The sequence below is a fragment of the Sulfurimonas sp. genome (assembly GCF_047622445.1).
GTDB lineage: Bacteria > Campylobacterota > Campylobacteria > Campylobacterales > Sulfurimonadaceae > Sulfurimonas.
Map to the genome: position 1 here is coordinate 1 of NZ_JBLHOE010000025.1, position 18,176 is coordinate 18,176.

Annotated in this window: 17 protein-coding genes; 12 read left to right on the forward strand and 5 right to left on the reverse strand. The window is 32.6% G+C overall.

All coding sequences use genetic code 11. The features are described from left to right. Positions 1-2,229, forward strand: a 2,229-nt coding sequence (locus ACI9TV_RS07250) for an efflux RND transporter permease subunit (RefSeq protein WP_415250106.1), incomplete at its 5' end; no start/stop codon positions are given. On the opposite strand, the gene ACI9TV_RS07255 is transcribed toward ACI9TV_RS07250, so the two are convergent. Both ACI9TV_RS07255 and ACI9TV_RS07260 read right to left on the reverse strand, forming a co-directional pair. Further along, on the reverse strand, positions 2,226-4,373 hold the full coding sequence (locus tag ACI9TV_RS07255; RefSeq protein WP_415250107.1) for a nitrate- and nitrite sensing domain-containing protein: 2,148 nt from the start codon (positions 4,371-4,373) through the stop codon (positions 2,226-2,228). The genes ACI9TV_RS07250 and ACI9TV_RS07255 overlap by 4 nt on opposite strands. 219 nt (positions 4,374-4,592) lie before the next feature. Continuing rightward, positions 4,593-4,991, reverse strand: a complete 399-nt coding sequence (locus tag ACI9TV_RS07260; RefSeq protein WP_415250108.1) for a rhodanese-like domain-containing protein — start codon at positions 4,989-4,991, stop codon at positions 4,593-4,595. A 60-nt stretch (positions 4,992-5,051) separates the two neighbouring features. Here ACI9TV_RS07260 and ACI9TV_RS07265 point away from each other — a divergent pair, with 60 nt between their 5' ends. Next, the gene (locus ACI9TV_RS07265) at positions 5,052-5,423 is read left to right on the forward strand and encodes a hypothetical protein (RefSeq protein WP_415250109.1); all 372 of its coding nucleotides are present in this window, start codon (positions 5,052-5,054) and stop codon (positions 5,421-5,423) included. 4 nt (positions 5,424-5,427) lie between these two features. Here ACI9TV_RS07265 and ACI9TV_RS07270 read toward each other — a convergent pair whose 3' ends face one another. After that, positions 5,428-7,329 (reverse strand): methyl-accepting chemotaxis protein, encoded by a 1,902-nt coding sequence (locus tag ACI9TV_RS07270; RefSeq protein WP_415250110.1) that lies wholly within the window; start codon positions 7,327-7,329, stop codon positions 5,428-5,430. Between the two features lie 48 nt (positions 7,330-7,377). Beyond that, the gene (locus ACI9TV_RS07275) at positions 7,378-7,797 is read right to left on the reverse strand and encodes a hypothetical protein (RefSeq protein WP_415250111.1); all 420 of its coding nucleotides are present in this window, start codon (positions 7,795-7,797) and stop codon (positions 7,378-7,380) included. A 90-nt stretch (positions 7,798-7,887) separates the two neighbouring features. On the opposite strand from ACI9TV_RS07275, the gene ACI9TV_RS07280 reads away from it, so the two are divergent. The 3 genes from ACI9TV_RS07280 to ACI9TV_RS07290 are packed head-to-tail and all read left to right on the forward strand — an operon-like array spanning position 7,888 to position 11,344. Further along, positions 7,888-8,619 (forward strand): fumarate reductase cytochrome b subunit, encoded by a 732-nt coding sequence (locus tag ACI9TV_RS07280; protein WP_415250112.1) that lies wholly within the window; start codon positions 7,888-7,890, stop codon positions 8,617-8,619. Then, positions 8,619-10,607 (forward strand): fumarate reductase flavoprotein subunit, encoded by a 1,989-nt coding sequence (locus tag ACI9TV_RS07285; RefSeq protein WP_415250113.1) that lies wholly within the window; start codon positions 8,619-8,621, stop codon positions 10,605-10,607. Before ACI9TV_RS07280 ends, ACI9TV_RS07285 begins: the two co-directional genes overlap by 1 nt. Beyond that, positions 10,604-11,344 (forward strand): fumarate reductase iron-sulfur subunit, encoded by a 741-nt coding sequence (locus ACI9TV_RS07290; RefSeq protein ID WP_415250114.1) that lies wholly within the window; start codon positions 10,604-10,606, stop codon positions 11,342-11,344. The genes ACI9TV_RS07285 and ACI9TV_RS07290 overlap by 4 nt, the downstream gene beginning before the upstream one ends. A 43-nt stretch (positions 11,345-11,387) precedes the next feature. On the opposite strand, the gene ACI9TV_RS07295 is transcribed toward ACI9TV_RS07290, so the two are convergent. Further along, positions 11,388-11,609, reverse strand: coding sequence for a hypothetical protein (locus ACI9TV_RS07295; protein ID WP_415250115.1), 222 nt, complete (start codon positions 11,607-11,609; stop codon positions 11,388-11,390). 220 nt (positions 11,610-11,829) lie between these two features. On the opposite strand from ACI9TV_RS07295, the gene ACI9TV_RS07300 reads away from it, so the two are divergent. Genes ACI9TV_RS07300 through ACI9TV_RS07330 form a run of 7 tightly spaced genes read left to right on the forward strand, consistent with a single transcriptional unit; the run spans position 11,830 to position 18,171 of the window. Next, positions 11,830-12,189, forward strand: coding sequence for an NADH-quinone oxidoreductase subunit A (locus ACI9TV_RS07300; protein WP_415250116.1), 360 nt, complete (start codon positions 11,830-11,832; stop codon positions 12,187-12,189). A gap of 11 nt (positions 12,190-12,200) precedes the next feature. Beyond that, a complete protein-coding gene (locus ACI9TV_RS07305) occupies positions 12,201-12,698 on the forward strand; it encodes an NADH-quinone oxidoreductase subunit B (RefSeq protein ID WP_415250144.1) in 498 nt (165 codons plus the stop codon). Beyond that, a complete protein-coding gene (locus ACI9TV_RS07310) occupies positions 12,688-14,316 on the forward strand; it encodes an NADH-quinone oxidoreductase subunit D (protein ID WP_415250117.1) in 1,629 nt (542 codons plus the stop codon). Before ACI9TV_RS07305 ends, ACI9TV_RS07310 begins: the two co-directional genes overlap by 11 nt. Continuing rightward, positions 14,316-14,750, forward strand: coding sequence for a complex I 24 kDa subunit family protein (locus tag ACI9TV_RS07315; RefSeq protein ID WP_415250118.1), 435 nt, complete (start codon positions 14,316-14,318; stop codon positions 14,748-14,750). The genes ACI9TV_RS07310 and ACI9TV_RS07315 overlap by 1 nt, the downstream gene beginning before the upstream one ends. Next, positions 14,747-15,982, forward strand: coding sequence for an NADH-quinone oxidoreductase subunit NuoF (nuoF, locus tag ACI9TV_RS07320; protein WP_415250119.1), 1,236 nt, complete (start codon positions 14,747-14,749; stop codon positions 15,980-15,982). The genes ACI9TV_RS07315 and nuoF overlap by 4 nt, the downstream gene beginning before the upstream one ends. 30 nt (positions 15,983-16,012) lie before the next feature. Further along, positions 16,013-16,885 carry an ORF6N domain-containing protein gene (locus tag ACI9TV_RS07325; RefSeq protein WP_415250120.1) on the forward strand — a complete coding sequence of 291 codons (873 nt, stop codon included), beginning with the start codon at positions 16,013-16,015 and terminating at the stop codon, positions 16,883-16,885. Next, a complete protein-coding gene (locus ACI9TV_RS07330; RefSeq protein WP_415250121.1) occupies positions 16,885-18,171 on the forward strand; it encodes a pentapeptide repeat-containing protein in 1,287 nt (428 codons plus the stop codon). Before ACI9TV_RS07325 ends, ACI9TV_RS07330 begins: the two co-directional genes overlap by 1 nt. Positions 18,172-18,176: the final 5 nt, after the last annotated feature.

Below are 18,176 nucleotides of genomic sequence, written 5' to 3' on the forward strand. Positions count from 1 at the left end.
ATAGAGTTATCTAAAGTTCTACGAGTAAAAATGCAGAAGTTAAAGAAAAATTACGAGGGTGTTGATTTTAACTTTTACAAAGATAGCTCTAAGCCTGTAGAGAGCCGTTTAAATACAGTAGTGTCAAATCTTATGTTTGGACTCATCTTAGTGTTCTTATCTATGTTTATCTTGATAAATCTTCGTATAGCATTTATAGTTGCACTTGGAATTCCCTTTTCTTTTATTATAGGGCTTTTATTTATCTACTATATGGGATATTCCATAAATATTGTATCTCTTTTAGGGGCTTTGATCGTTATTGGGATTGTAGTTGATGATGCGATTGTTGTCGGGGAGAATATTCAGCGTCATATAGATGAAGGTATGGATAATCATGAAGCAGCCATCGTAGGTGTTAAAGAGATGATTTTACCTGTATCTCTAGCGACGGTCACTACGGCTGCAGCTTTTTTACCTATGTTTATGATGCAAGGGGAAATAGCATTATTTTTAATTTTAGTTCCTATTGTTGTTGTAATGATTTTGATTGGTTCCTTGTTAGAGAGTTTCTTATTCTTACCATTACACGCGAGTGAATTTTTAAAAAAGAGCAACAACTTTGTAAATTGGGCACCATTTCAAAACTTATATGAAAAGCTTTTACATTTCAACATTACATATAAAAAGACTTTTGTACTTTTGTTTTTAATATTAATCCCAATTTTTACAGTGATGACTGCAAAGTCTATGAAGTTTCAGTTTTTTCCAAATTTCGATGGAAACAATCTTTATATTTCAGGTAAGCTAGACATAAATACTCCCATAGAAGAGACATTTAAAATAGCAGCAGAGGTAGAGAGTGCATTAAAGGAGCACACTGACGAGTTCTCTATTAAAACAATATCTACTACTACTGGGTATAGAAGAAGCTTAGCTGGGGAGACAGAGTTAAACAACAGTGTATTCTTTATTACCATAGAATTATATGACAGGATTGAAGAAGGATGGATAAATCAATACATAAATCCGATCCTTAATTTTAGTTTTGATTTTGAGAGAGCAGATGCAAGAAGAGAAGATAGAACTTTTATACTTGCACCTCGTGCTGAAGAAATTATTGAGCCATTTAGAGAAAAATATAATATGGTTGAATTAGGCGTTCAAGAAGATAAGCCTGGACTTATTAGAAGTGATATCCAGATTAATTTATCTGGAAGTGATAATCTGGCTCTTGAAGTTGCTATTAAAAAGATTTCAGAAGATATTTCAAAGGTTAAAGGTGTTGTGAACTTTAGCGATAATATCCGTTATGGAAAGATGGAGTATAAAATAAAAGTGAATTCATATGGTGAATTCTTAGGTCTTAGTGAAGCTTCTGTGTCTAGAGTGTTAAGTGATTATTTTTTACAAAAAAGACAAACTACTACATTTAATAAAAATGGTGTTATGGAGATAAAAACAGAGGATATCAATAAAGATAAAACTGCGACACTTCTTGATTTTAATCTTCCTGTGGGAGATGGAACATTTGTAAAACTTACAGAAGTAGCAGAAATAATCAAAATAAGAGATTATGAAAAAATCAATAAACTCAATGGAAATATTGTAAAAATTATTTATGCAAAAGTAGATAAAAGAGTAATTACTCCTGATGAAGTTTTAGATCAAATACAAGATACCCTCTTAGTAGTAGAAAAATCAGGTATAGAAGTTGATTTACTCGGTGAAAAAGAAAAAAATAAACAGCTTAAATCTGACATGAAAAACACAGTTGTTTTAGCAGTTTTTTTAATTTTCCTAACACTTCTATTGATTTTCTCAAAAATAAAATATGTACTTATGGTTATGAGTGTAATCCCACTCTCAGTTTTAGGTGCATTTTTAGGCCATAAGCTTTTAGGAATCAATCTTACTATGCCGTCAATGATTGGTATACTTGGGCTTGCTGGTGTTGTCATAAATGATGGAATAATTATGCTTGATTTCCTTCATGGAACGCGTAACGCAGAAGAGTTTTTTAAACGAGCTAAACTGAGACTTCGTCCTATTATTATTACCTCAGTGACAACATTTTTAGGTTTATTTACATTGATTTTTTATGCAAGTGGACAAGCAGTTATTTTACAGCCTATCGCAATTTCTATTGGTTTTGGTTTGATTTGGGGGACAGTACTTAATCTTGTGTATTTACCAACGCTTTATGCATTAGTAAATGGAATCAGTGTAACTCAAAAAGAGAAGGCTTAAAGCTCTCCTAGAACCTTAAATAACTTTTTAGAGTTTGCTTCGGCTTTAGTAAATGCTTCTATCATCTGTATAGCATTTTTCGTTGACCCATCTTTGATACAACCGGGAATACACCTAATAGCATCATGAACAGCTTTATGTGGAGTGTCTATTTTTGCAAAAGCAGGACTAGCGTGGAATCTTTCTTTTCCTTTACCTGCTTTCCATTTTCCGAATCTACATTCAGTATGAGTAGGGAAGCTCAGATCATCATTATCTGCAAATACACTCTGATAACCTCCTAGTTTAAATACGACATGATCTATTTTGGCAAGATTTAAGAACATTCTACTAGATATCTCTAGATTCTCTTCTTTAATACTATGTGCACTCTCTACTAACTGGTGAAGATTAGTATTAAAGTTATCGAGCTTATCAAGTGAAGAGGTAATTTCAGTGTCCATTTGTTCTGAAAATTCTTGCATTGCAGAAGAATTTTGTTTAAGTAGATTAATGTTAACTTCAACCTCACTTGTAGCCTTTTGCGTTCTCTCAGCAAGTTTACGTACTTCATCAGCTACCACAGCGAATCCACGTCCATGTTCTCCAGCACGAGCCGCTTCAATAGCAGCATTTAATGCTAAGAGGTTTGTTTGATCAGAAATATCTTTGATGAGTGATATAACATTTGTAATCTCATTTACACTTGTGTTAAGTTGGTTTGAGTTTTCTCTGCTATCATTCATTTTATGAGAGATAGTATTGAGTGAATCTCCCATTTCGGCAGTAGATATTTCCACTTCACCCACAATCTTTTCTGTTTGTGTATTCTTTTCATTTATAATATCTACTGCATCCATATTTTGCAACATTCCATCTTGAACAAGTGATAATCCAGAATTAGCACCTTCACTAAGCAGTGCTGTAAGCTTGAGCGTTAAAGTATTTCTCTCTAGTTGTTCTTGACTTTGGCTTGCATGTTCATTTGATTGCTCTAGTGCTTGTGTAGCATTTTGTATTGCTTCATGTGCAGCATGGATTGTATGGTTTGCAGAATGAACAATAGAACCCAGTTCATCTGTTGCCTGACAAGCAATAGGTTGGCTGAAATCATTTGTTGTAACGATATTGTCTAGTGCCTCTTTAAATAAAGATATGCGCTTAATTAAGCCTCTCGCTACAGTAGTTCCAAAACCAATAATTAAGATGATTAGTACGATACCTTCTATGATACTAATCATCATCTCAGAACTTGCTTTATCTTTGAGTGTTTCTACTTGAGTAAGAATACCACCAGATAGATGATCTTCAACTTGTTTAAGTAGGTTGATTTTTGCAGTAATGGTCTTGAACCAATACGCTGCATCAATTTCAAAGTTTCCATTTATGTGTGAAAGTGCAATGCCTCTCATTCTCTGGACTTCTTCAACAGGTTTACCTATAAGGGTTTTTTTATAAAATTGCTTATTTTGTAGGGAATCTAAAAATAAAAATCTTTTCATATATGTCTCTTGCTGACTCATAAGTTTTACAAACTTTGCATAAAAGCCTGTAGGAAAAGAATCTTTTGCAAATGTTCCTGTCATTACTGCACGCTCAACTCCAGCTCTTTCTTTTGAGTAAAGATAATTTGTAAAAGCAGTTAAAGAAGTTGTCATTTGTTTGTCTGAACTCATTTTGGCAATATATGCGATAGTATCAAGAAAAGAACCATTGAGAGGAGTGTAGTAAGCAACTGTTTGTGGTACATTAAAATTAAGAGAACTGATGTTTGATCTCTTTGAAGAAAGTTGAGAGAGACGGTGCATTGCATCATCCATTTGTTTTTGCATCTCTTTAGGGTAGAGCGTAAAATCCATACTTTTATAAAAGGACTCCATTTCAGCTTTTGTAGCATCTGTATCTTTTCTAATATTTGGAAGAGTATCTATAAACTTCTTACCCTTAGAACCGACAAAACCTGCAGATGCACCACGTTCTTTTTGTGTGTTGTGTACCATAGCACTTATTTTAGAGGCTAAAATAGTGGCTTGTTCAATTTTTTGTAGTTCATCTAGGTGGGAACTACTTTTATACGTTTGTATACCTAGGAGTATAGAAATAACTAAAGCGGGTATAAACACCATTAAAGTAAGTTTTAACTTAATAGAAAGATTATCTAACATTGGTAGATCCTTTGTAATATCTAAATTATTTTAGCATAAGTATATATGTATTAGGTAATTATTATGAATTTTTATTAAATTTTATACAAAAGAAAAAAAGTTATTTTACAAATAGCAGGTATAAGGCTCCCCAAAGTAAAAAGATAAAAAAGCCTAAGATACTAAAAGTTATAACAATTCTTAGTGTTAAGTAGAAGAGAAATTTTAACCAAGTTGGCATTATTTAAAAGGTACTAAACCTATGTCAGTCATTTTCATTTGATGAATCATAATCCCACCCGTAACATTGGTTACTTGATAGTTGTATGTATCTGAAAGAAAGGTTGCTACCATTTTAGTTCTGCTTCCCGTTCTACATATGAGAGCGAAAGGTTTACTAGTATCAACTTTAGTGTTGAGTTTTGCAAGAAATGAAGGGATATCGTAAGTGCCTTTTTCAGTGAAAAATTCTATAGGGATAGAGTTTTTAACAATTCCTGTTTCTTTCCATTCTCCAACAGTTCTAATGTCAACCATAGGAATTTTTGAATCGAGTAATTTTTTACTTAGATATTCGTTTTTTAATTCCGCTATAAGTGATGAAGCTAAAATAAGTAATGTTAAAAGTATTTTTTTCAATTATTCTCCAAGTTTTTAGTGATATAATTTTGTAAGTATATCAAATAAAATAGGGTTACAATGGCAGCATCACAAAAAGTTATAGATAGTTCCAATAGACTTCGGTACATCAGAGCCTTGGAGAGATTTCATAAAAGTATACTTTCTTATCTAAACAACACGCCTGAATTATCAACAAAAGGCTTTAGTAAAAAGATAGACAATGCTTTAAAACTTTTAAATAGAATTGATGAAATAGACCTTTACAAAGGTGAATTAAAAGATTTACAAACATTAGTAAAGAAAATTGTATCTCTCAAAGAGTCTGAAAAAAGTATAGAAGATATTAAAGATGAGATTCTTCATGAGACAAATCAACTAGATAAAAATAAAAATGCTCGTCGATATAAAAAAGACAAGCATGCTAACTCGAAATATGATGATGGAAATTAATACTCTAAGATCTTGACTCTAGAAGCATACTATCCATAAGTTCAAATAACTCATTTGAAGCATATTCCATTTTATCGAAGTTCTCTAGTATTTCATCCGCATGTTCTAATGTTGCATTCGTAGCATCATTATCTAAATATGACAGATTGTGATTTGCATTTTTATGCACCATGTTATGTGGATCTTGTATTTTAGAATATGCCTTAGTTTTAGAAAATCTTTCTTGACCTTCATTATCATACCAAATACCAAGCCGACACTCATGAGGAGTTTGTGTTTGAAGTAAAACTTCAAGTGACATAACAGAATTATATGCACGAGACTTATATAAAATATGATCTAGTTTTGCAAGAACAACAAAGATACTATTTTCCATTCCGTAAGAGTATGTAACAATCTGTGAAGAATTATTACTTAATTCTTCTAATGTACTCTCAAAACCATTGATTTTTTCTGTTGAAGATTCAACAGAATTTCTCATAAGACTAGAACTTCCTTGAATCTCACTCATCCCTTGCTGTAAAGATTTAATTGAGATAGATATTTCACCAGTTGCCTTATGTGTACGTTCTGCTAGTTTACGTACTTCATCAGCAACAACAGCAAATCCACGACCATGTTCACCGGCACGTGCCGCTTCAATGGCAGCATTTAAAGCAAGTAAGTTTGTTTGATCAGCTATATCTGTAATAAGTTCTATAACAGATGTAATTTGATTTGTTTGGTCAGCGAGTTCGGATATATTTGAATTATTAGAATTTACTTGCCCATTTAAGTCATTTAATTCAGCCACTATTTCAGATATTTGCTCTTTTGAATTAGTAGATAAGTCAGAAGCAGTTTGCGTAGCTTTAGTTACTTCTTTTAAATCTCCAATGTTTTCTTTTAAGTTAGCAATAATAATAGATAATGATTCTGAAACATTAGTATTTTTTGAACTAAGTTGTGAGTTGAATTGATCTCTTTGTACTTTTAAGCTTTGCTCTTTCATATAGTCAATACTTTTAGACACAGTATCAATTGCATGAACAAATTCACCTTCCATCCCAGTCGAAGATATTTGTTTAGTAAACACTCCTTTTGAGGCATCTGTAATGGTAGAGTTAATTTCACCAATAAGCATTTTTACACTTGTCATTAGTTTTGAGAGTTGAGAACCTAGTATACCAAGTTCAGTTGTACTTTCACAGTTTTGACATTCATGGTTAAAGTCTCCTGCTGCAACAAGCTTAATGAGGTCTGAAAAATCAGATATACCTTTAATAATTGATTTACGTGTTAATGTCGCTATAACAAATACAATAATAGCAACACTAAATCCGAGAATAAAAACAAAGTTTTTGTAAAAGTTCATTTGCCATGCAAATGATTCTGAGTCTTCTTTTAATTCTTTACTTTTGATTGTAAGCAGCTTTTTAAAAGAGGTTCTTGAAGCATTCGCTAAAGGGGTTAAATTACTTTTATAGTCTTTGTAAATTTGTATAGTCTTATTTTGAATATCATCCGTATTTAAAGCATTCATCATACTCAAAGAGCTATTTAAAAACTTCATAGTGGAGAATTTAGCTTCTGTGACTATAGCAAGGGATGTATCTTGTGCCATGATTTTTTCTAAAGATAGAAATCGTTTTTCTATAGTACTAATTGATTCTTTGAGTTTAGTGATATTTTTATTGTAATCTCCACCAAGGATGATATCTCTTGTTGTACGACTAATGTAGTTTAGGTTCTTTTCAATTTCAAGTGTTTGAAGTTCAGAATCCATAGAGTTCTTCGACAAATGCGCATACTCACTCTCAAGATGTGTCATATACACATAGACAAATATTGTCGCGCCAAGCACTGCTAAAGTTGCTACAGCAACCAAATAGTTCATTTTTTTGTAAATACTTAGATTTGTAAACATAGGTAAGCCTTATAGTTGGTAAAATATTCTATCATAAAAATCACAAATTTATGATAAATACATTGCTTGAGATAAGAAAATAATAATAATAACGAGTAAAAAAGGAAAGGTATGTCTTTTAAATATCCATGGATTGATACCAAATAATTTTTGATTTACACCTCGAAAACCAAGCCATAACCCCAAAAATGCTTTGATACTAAGTGTAATCTGAAAATAACTCATACCATCTTCACTTATTTTACCGAAAACATTTAAAAACATGTAAATTCCACTTGCAACTGCAACCATAAGGGCGTAAGGTACAACCTTTCTTACATGTATCATGATAGCCTCACGAGCGACTTTATGTTCTTCTTCTGAGAGAGTTTGTTTCATTTTAGATAAAAATAAAATATCCACAAAGAGAAAACCACCGTAAATAAAAACTGAAAATATATGAATTGTATGAATAATTGTGTATGTCATATGCTGCCTTTACATATGATTTTATCATATTATTAGTATTTTATAGTACTATTTTGATAATAAATTAAACATAAAGATTATGGAGTATAAATGAAACAAAAGAAAATAGACAAAACACCCGCAAGGCTAGATTTTATTCAAAGTTCAACGGGATTAATTTTAGCAATTTTTATTATGGGACATATTCTTTTTGAAGCGTCAATCCTTATATCCAATGAAGCAATGTATAAGATGACAATTATGTTTGAGGGTTATTATTTCTTCGGTGAAACATATCCTGGAATTATTTCATTCCTCGCAGCAAGTATATTTATCATTTTTATACTCCATGCAGCAACCGCAATGAGAAAATTTCCATCAGACTACAAAAGATATAAACTTATGAAAGAACATGTATCTACAATGAAGCATGAAGACACATCTTTATGGATGGTTCAGATGCTTACGGGTTTTATAATGTTTTTCGCAGGTTCTATTCACCTCTATATTATGATGACGCAACCATCAAATATAGGACCATTCGCAAGTTCATCAAGAATTGTTGATGAGTTTATGGGTCCTTTATATTTTGTACTTCTCATTTCTGTTGTTGTTCATGCTTTTGTTGGTCTGTATAGACTTGCATTAAAGTGGGGCTTTATGGAAGGAAAAAATACGAAAGTCTCACGTGCTAGATTTAAACTCTTTATGAAATTTATGATTGTTGCGTACATCTTAATTGGTTTAGCATCTTTAGCAAAATATACCTATATAGGTATCAACCATGATTTTTCTGATGGTGTGAAATATAAATCTGAGACGATACACTTGGAGAAACATTAATGAAAATAAAATATACAGATGTTTTAATCATTGGAGGAGGTCTTGCAGGTCTTCGTGTAGCGACTGGAGTAAAGCAAAGAGGTCATGATGCAGTAGTCCTTACTTTAGTTCCACCAAAACGTTCACACTCTGCAGCTGCTCAAGGTGGAATGCAGGCATCTTTAGCAAATTCTAACATGGGTGAAGGCGATAATGAAGATGTGCATTTTTCTGACACAATTAAAGGAAGTGATTGGGGAGCTGACCAAGAAGTAGCTCGAATGTTTGTTCATTGTGCACCAAAAGCAATTCGAGAATTAGCTCATTGGGGAGTTCCTTGGAGTCGAGTTCAGAGTGGAGATAGGTCGGCTATTATCAATGCCCAAAAAGTGACAATTACCGAAAAAGATGAAGCACATGGACTCATTACAGCACGTGATTTTGGTGGTACAAAGAAATGGCGTACTTGTTATACATCTGATGGAACAGGCCACTCTATGCTTTATGCGATGGACAACAAGGCTAAGCAAGAAAAAGTTGTAATCCATGAACGTCAAGAAGCGATTTCACTCATTACTGATGAAGGTCGTTGTTATGGAGCCATTTCTAGAAATTTAAGAACTGGGGAGCTAACTGCTTATGTTTCAAAAGCTACTACTATCGCCACTGGTGGATATGGTCGTATCTATAGTGTTTCTACAAATGCAATTATTTGTCAGGGGATTGGTCAAGCTTTAGCACTTGAGACGGGTATCGCAACACTTGGAAATATGGAAGCAATACAGTTTCATCCAACTGCTATTGTTCCAGTAGGAATTTTAACAACTGAAGGTTGTCGAGGTGATGGTGGACTTTTATTAGATAAAGACGGTTACAGATTTATGCCAGACTATGAACCAGATAAGAAAGAGCTGGCATCTCGTGATGTAGTAAGCCGTAGAATGACAGAACATATGCGAAAAGGTAAGGGTGTAAAATCTCGTTATGGAGATCACCTTTGGTTAGATATTACGATTTTAGGTCGTGATCATATTGAAAAGAATCTTCGTGAAGTAAAAGAGATTTGTGAGCATTTTTTAGGAATTGATCCTGCTGTAGATTGGATTCCAGTTCGTCCTACGCAACACTATTCTATGGGTGGAATTAGAACTAAATATACTGGCGAATCACAAACTCTCAAAGGTCTTTACTCATGTGGAGAAGCTGCATGCTGGGATTTACATGGATTTAACCGTCTTGGTGGAAATTCTGTAAGTGAAACAGTTGTTTCAGGCATGATGGTAGCAGAATATATAGCAGACTTTTGTGATTCTCATGAGAGTTCTATGCATATACACTCTTTAAAGATTGAAGAAGCTCTCAAGACACAAAAAGAAAGATTAGAAGCCTTATTAACAAAAGAAAATGGTGAAGATGCTTATGTTCTTCGTCGTCGTATGGAAGAAATTATGATGGATAAAGTTGGAATCTTTAGAAATGGTAAAGATCTCCAAGAAGCAGTGGATGAACTAGAAGAACTTTATAAACGTTCTAAAAATATAGAAGTATTTCGTTGTAAGTCTCGTGCGGCAAACCCAGCTTTGGTAAATGCTTATAGAACACAAATGATGATTAAAGTTGCTCTTACAGTTGCTTTGGGAGCATTACAAAGAACTGAAAGTCGTGGTGCTCACTCACGTGAGGACTACCCAAAACGTGATGATGAAAATTGGTTAAATAGAACTATAACTTCATGGCCAGAGGAAGGTCAAACACTTCCAACTGTGAGTTATGAAGAAATACCTATAGAAAATATGGAGTTACCACCAGGCTTCCGTGGTTATGGAAAAGATTTAACAGAACATCATCCAGATACAAAGGCAAGACAAGATACAGTCGATGCAATCACAGAAAAACTAAAAGCTTCGGGTTCGAATCGTTTTGAAATCCAAAATGCTTTAATGCCATACTTAGATAAATTACCACCAAAATACCAAGGTGTAAATGAAAGATTAGGGGAAAATATATGAACCATGATACAAAACCAAGAATATTAAAAATTAGTATCTTAAGGTTTGATCCTAATGATCCCGAAGATTTCCCACACATGGAGACGTTTGAAGTAGAAGAAGCCCATGGTATGACTCTGTATATTGTACTTAATGAGATACGTGAACATCAAGATAATGCCTTAATGTTTGACTTTGTATGTCGTGCGGGTATTTGTGGGTCATGTTCTATGTTAGTCAATGGAAGACCAACATTGGCATGTCGTACTTTAACTTCAAAACTTGATACAAATATTACACTTGCTCCTTTACCTCTTTTTGAACTTATAAAAGATTTGTCTATATATACAGGTAAATGGATGGAGGGATTAAATGACCGACTTGAGACTTGGATACATGAAAAAGAAGAAACATTAAATGCAGATAAACTAGAAGAGAGAATGGAACCAGCTTTAGCAGATGAGATTTATGAATTGGATCGTTGTGTAGAGTGTGGATGTTGTGTAGCCGGATGTGGAAATATACAAATGAACAATGATTTTGTTGGAGCAGTAGGTTTAAATAAAGTAGCAAGATTTCATTTAGATCCAAGAGATAACCGTACAGATGAAGATTATTATAGTCTTATTGGTAATGAAGATGGTGTATTTGGTTGTATGACACTTTTAGGTTGTGAAGATGTATGTCCAAAAGATTTGCCTCTACAGAGTAAAATCGCTTATTTACGTAGAATGATGGTGAGTACTGCACTAAAGTAAGGTTTTACGCAGAAGAAGAGGGAAAGTTCCCTCTAGTTACTAATTAGTCTTTTTTAGAATTTCTAGTCTTCTTTTTAGATTTAGCTTTTTTCTTTTCTTGTTTCTTTTTGTCAAGTTTAACTCTTAGCTTTTTTTGTGCTTCTTTTTTAGCTTTGTTTTTTTTAACTTTTTGTTTTTGTGCTTTTTTCTTATCTTGTTTTTTAGCTAATTTTTTAGCTGCCTTAATCTCTTCGTTTGATACTTCTTTTTTAGTTTTTTTAGCCATGTTAGGACTCCTTTTTTTCATATATTACTATTGTACTATAAATCCGTTTATTATTTATAACTAAGTTATATGATTTACTCTAAAAATATAAGAAATTACTTGAAATGGGAAGCATAATAGTAACAATAAGAGCATACTAATATAATAGTTATAGGTATTGTAACAGTATCGTAACACAATAATAGTATCATAAGTTAAACTGTAAAATAAAGTGAGTACAATGAACGATTCTCTTCTTTTAGCTTCTTTTATGATAGCTGCTTTGGTAATACTTTTACCTCTACTTTTTCATCTTACAAAATATTTAGGTGTCTCAAGTGATAATGTTAGAAAAAATGAACCTGTTGAAGGTGGAATTCGTTTGACACATAAGGATTCTTCGGATGGCTTTAATGTTAAATTTTTTCTTGTTGGAATTGTTTTTCTCATTTTTGATGTAGAAGTACTTTTTATGTTTCCATGGGCTTTAAATCTTCGTGAATTAGGTTTATTTGCTTTGTTTGAAATGTTTATTTTTATGGGTCTTCTTATTGGTGGACTTGTGTATGTATATAAATCAGGGATATTAAAATGGACGTAAGTAACACACATATGTTAGATGACGCGGTTGTAACTACAACGATAGATGCAGTTATAAACTGGGGTAGGGAAGCTTCTCTATGGCCTTTTGTTTTTGGAACAGCTTGCTGTGCAATTGAGTTTATGTCAACTGCAGCGAGCCGTTATGATATTTCTCGTTTTGGTGCTGAGGTTTTACGATTTTCACCACGTCATGCGGATTTACTGGTTGTAGCGGGAACTGTTAGTTATAAACAAGCTCCCATACTCAAGCAAATTTATGATCAAATGCCAGAACCTAAATGGGTTATAGCAGTTGGTGCATGTGCTTCAACAGGTGGCTTTTATGACAACTATACAACGCTTCAAGGCATAGATGAGATAGTACCAGTAGATGTTTATGTCGCTGGTTGTCCTCCTCGTCCTGAAGCTATTATAGATGCAATACTAGATATTCAAAGACAGCTTAAACGTGAAGCTAAGTTTGAAGTACGAAATACTGAATTTAAAGGTAAGTTAGATGACGTCTAGTATAGTGCTTGAAGCAGATATACTTTATGAAACTATTAAAGAAGCTAAAGAAGAAAAAGGTTTTACTCTTTTACTTGATATTACATGTGTAGACAATCTAAATAAAGCATATCCTCAAGCAACACGATTTGAACTAGTATATATTTTACGCCATTATAAATTTAAAGATACGATTGTCTATAAAGTCTTTGTAAAAGATGAAGAAATAGGTGTAGATACTATTTCACCACTTTTTAACGCAGCAGACTGGGCTGAGAGAGAAGTATATGATCAATACGGTATACACTTTAAAAACCACCCAATGCTCAAACGTCTTCTTAATCATAATGAATTTGTTGGACATCCTTTACGTAAAGATTATGGGATTACTAAAGGACAATATTGTACAAGTTCTCAAGATTTGATGGATGAGATGAAACCACTTCTCCAAGAGCGAAAGCTCGATATGAATAGAGATGATTTGATGATAGTAAATCTTGGACCATCACATCCTGCAAGTCATGGAACTATTAGAACACTTGCTGCTCTTGATGGCGAAAAGATAGTTGCAGCAGCTGCTGAAATTGGTTATCTTCACCGTGGCTTTGAGAAAAGTTGTGAAAATCATAACTACAATCAAATTATTCCTTATACAGATAGACTCAATTATTGTTCTGCAATTATGAACAACATTGCTTTTGCTAAAACGGTTGAAGAGATGATGGAAATCACTTTACCTGAGCGTGGAATATATATTCGGGTAATTGTTGGTGAACTCTCTCGTGTAATTGATCATCTTGTGTGTCTAGCAGCGGGACTGCTAGACATGGGTGGACAAACGAACTACTGGTATCTTTATAACCCTAGGGATAATGCTTATGATTTTCTTTCTAAACTTACAGGTGCAAGACTGACAAACTCTTATATGAGAATCGGTGGAATGACACATGATTTATATGATGGTTGGGAAAGTGATTTAGCAGATGTTCTTACAAAGATAGATTTTGGAATCTCAGAATCTCTGAAGATGATTACACACAACAGAATTTATAATGATCGTATACAAAATGTTTCACCAGTATCTGCAGCTCAAGCGATAGACTATGGCTTCACCGGTCCAAATCTTCGAGCATCTGGTGTTGCGTATGACTTGAGATTTGCAAAGCCTTACTATGGATACGAAACGTATGACTTTGCTATGGTTGTTGGAAGTGTTGGTGATACCTATGACAGAATGATGGTTCGTTTTGATGAGATGAATGAGAGCTTAAAAATTATCCGCCAAGCGGTGAAGCGGATCCCTGATGGACCTGTAAGTGTTGAAGATAAACGCATTACAATGCCAAGTAAATCTTGTGTATATGGTGGAATTGAAGGGATGATGAATCAATTTAAACTCGTGATTGATGGAGTAAATGTTCCAGAGGGTGAATACTATGGAGCGTATGAGGCTGCGAATGGTGAACTTGGGTTTTACATCGTAAGTGATGGAAGTGGAACACCATATAAGGTAAAAGTACGACCACCTAGTTTTTATCATATGTCAGCGTATCCAAAAATTATAGAAAACTATCAAGTAGCGGATGCGATTATGACACTTGGAAGTCTAAATATTATAGCAGGGGAGATGGACAGATAGTGTTTACATTTACGAAAGAAAATTTATTAAAAATAGAAGAATTAAAAAAACAATATCCAAATCCAAATGCTTTAAATTTACCATGTCTCTGGATGGCACAATACCAAGAGGGGTATATCTCCATAGATGCAATTGACGCAATAGCTAAAACTATACATATGTCTCCAATGGAAGTATATAAGGTTGCAACTTTTTATACGATGTTTCACCTCGAACCTTTAGAAAAACTCAATGTACAAGTATGTAAAACACTTTCTTGTAAACTTTGTAGAAGTGACGATATTTTAGAACATTTAAAATCTAAGGATGTACGAATCCAGCATGTTGAGTGTTTAGGTTCTTGTGGTACGGCACCGGTTATGCAAATAAATGATGTTTTTTATGAAAACCTGACAAATGAGAAGGTAGATAGAATTTTAAAGGAGCTTATATGAGAGATTGTAGATTAGTATCTCGTAAGTTTCATTTAGACTTTTCTCATACTATAGAAGTTGCAAAAGCTTATGGGGGATATGAAAGTTTATCAAAGATGGATGAGTATTCATCAACTGATATTATTGATATTATTAAAGAGTCTAACTTAAGAGGAAAAGGTGGAGGTGGAGCACCTGCTGGAGATAAATGGGCTTTAATGCCTCAGGATTCTAAGCAACCTTCTTTTTTAGCGGTGAACTGTGATGAGAGTGAACCTGGAACTTTTAAAGATAGACAAATCATTTCAAAGGATCCTCATCTTTTAATAGAAGGAATAATACTTACATGTTACGCCATTAAAGCAAAACATGCTTATATTTATATTCGTGGCGAATATAAACAGTTTCAAGATATTTTACAGACGGCTATAGATGAAGCCTATGAAGCCGGACTTTTAAAAGAGTGCAAGATAATACTTCACCGTGGAGCTGGTGCGTATATTTGTGGTGAAAAATCAGCTTTACTTGAATCTATGGAAGGTAAACGTGGTCATCCTCGCCTTAAACCAAAACAAAAAGAACCAGAATGGTTTTTTGATAATCCAACACTTGTAAATAATGTTGAGACTATAGCTTCGGTTCCTTTTATCGTACAAAATGGTGCGTCAGCATATAGAGAGTATGGAACGAAGCAAAGTCCAGGAACACTCCTTTTCGCGATGAGTGGTCATGTGGAAAAACCAGGAGTGTATGAAGCTGAATTTGGAACTTCTATGCTTGAGTACATTAATCATTTTGGTGGCGGTATTAAAAATGGTAAAAAACTCAAAGCTGTAATTCCTGGTGGTGCATCAACAGATGTATTAACAGCTGATGAGGTTGAAAAAGTCACATTGGATTATGAGACATTAAAATCTATGCGAAGTGCTTTAGGAACTGGTGGAATGATTGTCATGGATGAAGATACTTGTATGGTAGGAGCTTTGAAAAATCTTTTAGAGTTTTACCATGAAGAATCTTGTGGACAATGTACCCCATGTCGAGAAGGAACTGGTTGGACTGATAAACTTGTTGGTAAGATTTTAGATAAACGAGGAAGTAAAGAAGACATAGATAAACTACTTGATATCGCAGGAACTATGAATGGAAAAACTATTTGTGTTTTTGCTCCGGCTGTTTCTACTGTGATTAACTCTTTTGTTAGAAAGTTTAGAGATGAATTTGAGATGAAAATAGAGAGACACTCAATATGAATATAACAAAAAAACAAGGCAGTAATAAATATGCTCAATGAGATAGTTACTACTGATAATCATAATGATATAAAAAGTAAAATTAATACTATCCGTGGTATGCAGGTTATGTTAGATAGAGATTTAGCAGAACTTTATGGGGTTGAGACAAAAAGAATTAATGAAGCAGTAAAAAATAACCGAGATAAATTTCCAAATGATTTTTATTTTGAACTTATAGATACTGAACTTGAAGATTTGCGGTCGAAAGTTTCGACCGCAAATTTTTCAAAAACAAGAATCAATCCAAAAGTTTTTACGGAACAAGGTATTTATATGTTAGCAACTATACTTAAAAGTAAAGTTGCATCTGAAATAACTGTATCAATTATCAGAACATTTGCTACTATGAGAAAAGTAATACAATCAAATCTAGATATGTTCCAAAGATTTGAAAGAATAGAGCAAAGATTATCTAAACATGATGATAATTTCAGCCAACTATTTTATGCTCTTGAATCTAAATCACTAAAACCAAAACAAGGAATTTTCTACAACGGGCAAGTTTTTGATGCTTATACATTTGTAGCGGATTTGATAAGAGATGCAAAAGTTTCTATAACTCTCATAGATAACTATATAGACGACACAACCCTCACACTCTTTTCTAAGAATCAAGATATAACTGTAATTATTTACACACAAGCCATATCTAAACAACTGAAATTAGATTTAGAAAAATACAACTCTCAGTATAAAAATATAAGTATAAAAACATTCAAAGATTCTCATGATAGATTTATGATAATCGATAAGAAAGAGGTGTATCATATAGGTGCTTCTTTGAAAGATTTAGGCAAAAAATGGTTTGCTTTTAGCCGTTTTGATGTTGGAGCTTTTGGCTTGATGGAGAGGTTGAAGTGATGGCTAAGTGTTCTGTATGTAATGAGATAGATGTTTACGAACAAGATAAATGTATTTTACATTGTAAAAAAACAGAAGAGAATGGATGGTATAAATTTAAAGATGATGGTTCTAAAGATTGGAAGAAGAGCGAATATAAAATAAAGGAATTTTGGGAAAAGATTCAAGATGAGATTGATAATGTTACAAGCCAGAAAAATGATCTGAAAAAATCTGGCAAAGAAATGAAGGATGAATTTAATTATGAGATGTTTACATATGAGTATAAACGAGTAATATTTCCAGTTTCTATTATTAATGATCTTAATCATAAATCTTTTTATAACTTAGATAAAGATATAAACATTAATTTTGATAGCTGTAGATTTTTAGGAAAAACTGATTTTAGTTTAATTCAAAAAGCTAAGAATATATCTTTTCAAAAATGTTTATTTTGTGATTATTTCGAATTAAAAGGTAGTCAATTTAATAATTTATTTTTATTTGAGAATTGTAAACTTTATAAAAAAGCAACTTTTCAAAATATTATTTTTAATGGCACAACCTCATTTATTAAAACAACATTTTATGATAATATAAATTTTATACATACAAAATTTGAAAGTTTGGCATTATTTAATAATGTTAAAGGAAATAAACTTAATTTCGATAATACATTTTTTAAAGATGAAGCTAATTTTTTAAACATAAAAAATAAAGATGGAAAAAAATTAGAATCTAAAAATATAGAAAATCGTGAAACAGCAAGAATCATAAAACACTCTTTTGAAAAGTTAGATAATATCATCGAAGCAAATAAGTTTTATGCTTTAGAGATGGAAAAAAGAGAAGAAGAACTTGATGTTAAAAATTTTGCTGAATGGTTAGTTTTTAAATTTCATAAAATATCTTCAAACCATTCTCAGGATTGGTTGTTACCAATTTTATGGATGTTTTCCATTAGCTTTTTTTATATAGCACTTTTTCAAATAAATGATATGTCCCATAGTTTGGGAGATTTTCTCTCTTATCATATTATAAATGTTATGTTGCTTTTATTTTTACTACATGATTTTAAATTATTTTATAAATATTTATATTTAATAATTCCGTTATGGTTTGTGAATTTAGTATCTTTTTGCAATTTTGGAGAAATTTTCAATACATTAGCGGACAAAATAAATCCATTTTCAATTATGACAAGTAAAGACCCTATGACTTTTCATTTGTTACTATATAAAATAATAATTGCATATCTAATCTATCAATTCATAATATCAATTAGACAAAACACAAGAAGAAAATAATGATG

Coding starts and splice junctions, on each gene's coding strand:
- ACI9TV_RS07255 (WP_415250107.1), bottom strand. CDS start 4,373: ATGTTAGATAATCTTTCTATTAAGTTAAAACTTACTTTAATGGTGTTT.
- ACI9TV_RS07265 (WP_415250109.1), top strand. CDS start 5,052: ATGGCAGCATCACAAAAAGTTATAGATAGTTCCAATAGACTTCGGTAC.
- ACI9TV_RS07270 (WP_415250110.1), bottom strand. CDS start 7,329: ATGTTTACAAATCTAAGTATTTACAAAAAAATGAACTATTTGGTTGCT.
- ACI9TV_RS07275 (WP_415250111.1), bottom strand. CDS start 7,797: ATGACATACACAATTATTCATACAATTCATATATTTTCAGTTTTTATT.
- ACI9TV_RS07280 (WP_415250112.1), top strand. CDS start 7,888: ATGAAACAAAAGAAAATAGACAAAACACCCGCAAGGCTAGATTTTATT.
- ACI9TV_RS07285 (WP_415250113.1), top strand. CDS start 8,619: ATGAAAATAAAATATACAGATGTTTTAATCATTGGAGGAGGTCTTGCA.
- ACI9TV_RS07290 (WP_415250114.1), top strand. CDS start 10,604: ATGAACCATGATACAAAACCAAGAATATTAAAAATTAGTATCTTAAGG.
- ACI9TV_RS07295 (WP_415250115.1), bottom strand. CDS start 11,609: ATGGCTAAAAAAACTAAAAAAGAAGTATCAAACGAAGAGATTAAGGCA.
- ACI9TV_RS07300 (WP_415250116.1), top strand. CDS start 11,830: ATGAACGATTCTCTTCTTTTAGCTTCTTTTATGATAGCTGCTTTGGTA.
- ACI9TV_RS07305 (WP_415250144.1), top strand. CDS start 12,201: ATGTTAGATGACGCGGTTGTAACTACAACGATAGATGCAGTTATAAAC.
- ACI9TV_RS07310 (WP_415250117.1), top strand. CDS start 12,688: ATGACGTCTAGTATAGTGCTTGAAGCAGATATACTTTATGAAACTATT.
- nuoF (WP_415250119.1), top strand. CDS start 14,747: ATGAGAGATTGTAGATTAGTATCTCGTAAGTTTCATTTAGACTTTTCT.
- ACI9TV_RS07325 (WP_415250120.1), top strand. CDS start 16,013: ATGCTCAATGAGATAGTTACTACTGATAATCATAATGATATAAAAAGT.
- ACI9TV_RS07330 (WP_415250121.1), top strand. CDS start 16,885: ATGGCTAAGTGTTCTGTATGTAATGAGATAGATGTTTACGAACAAGAT.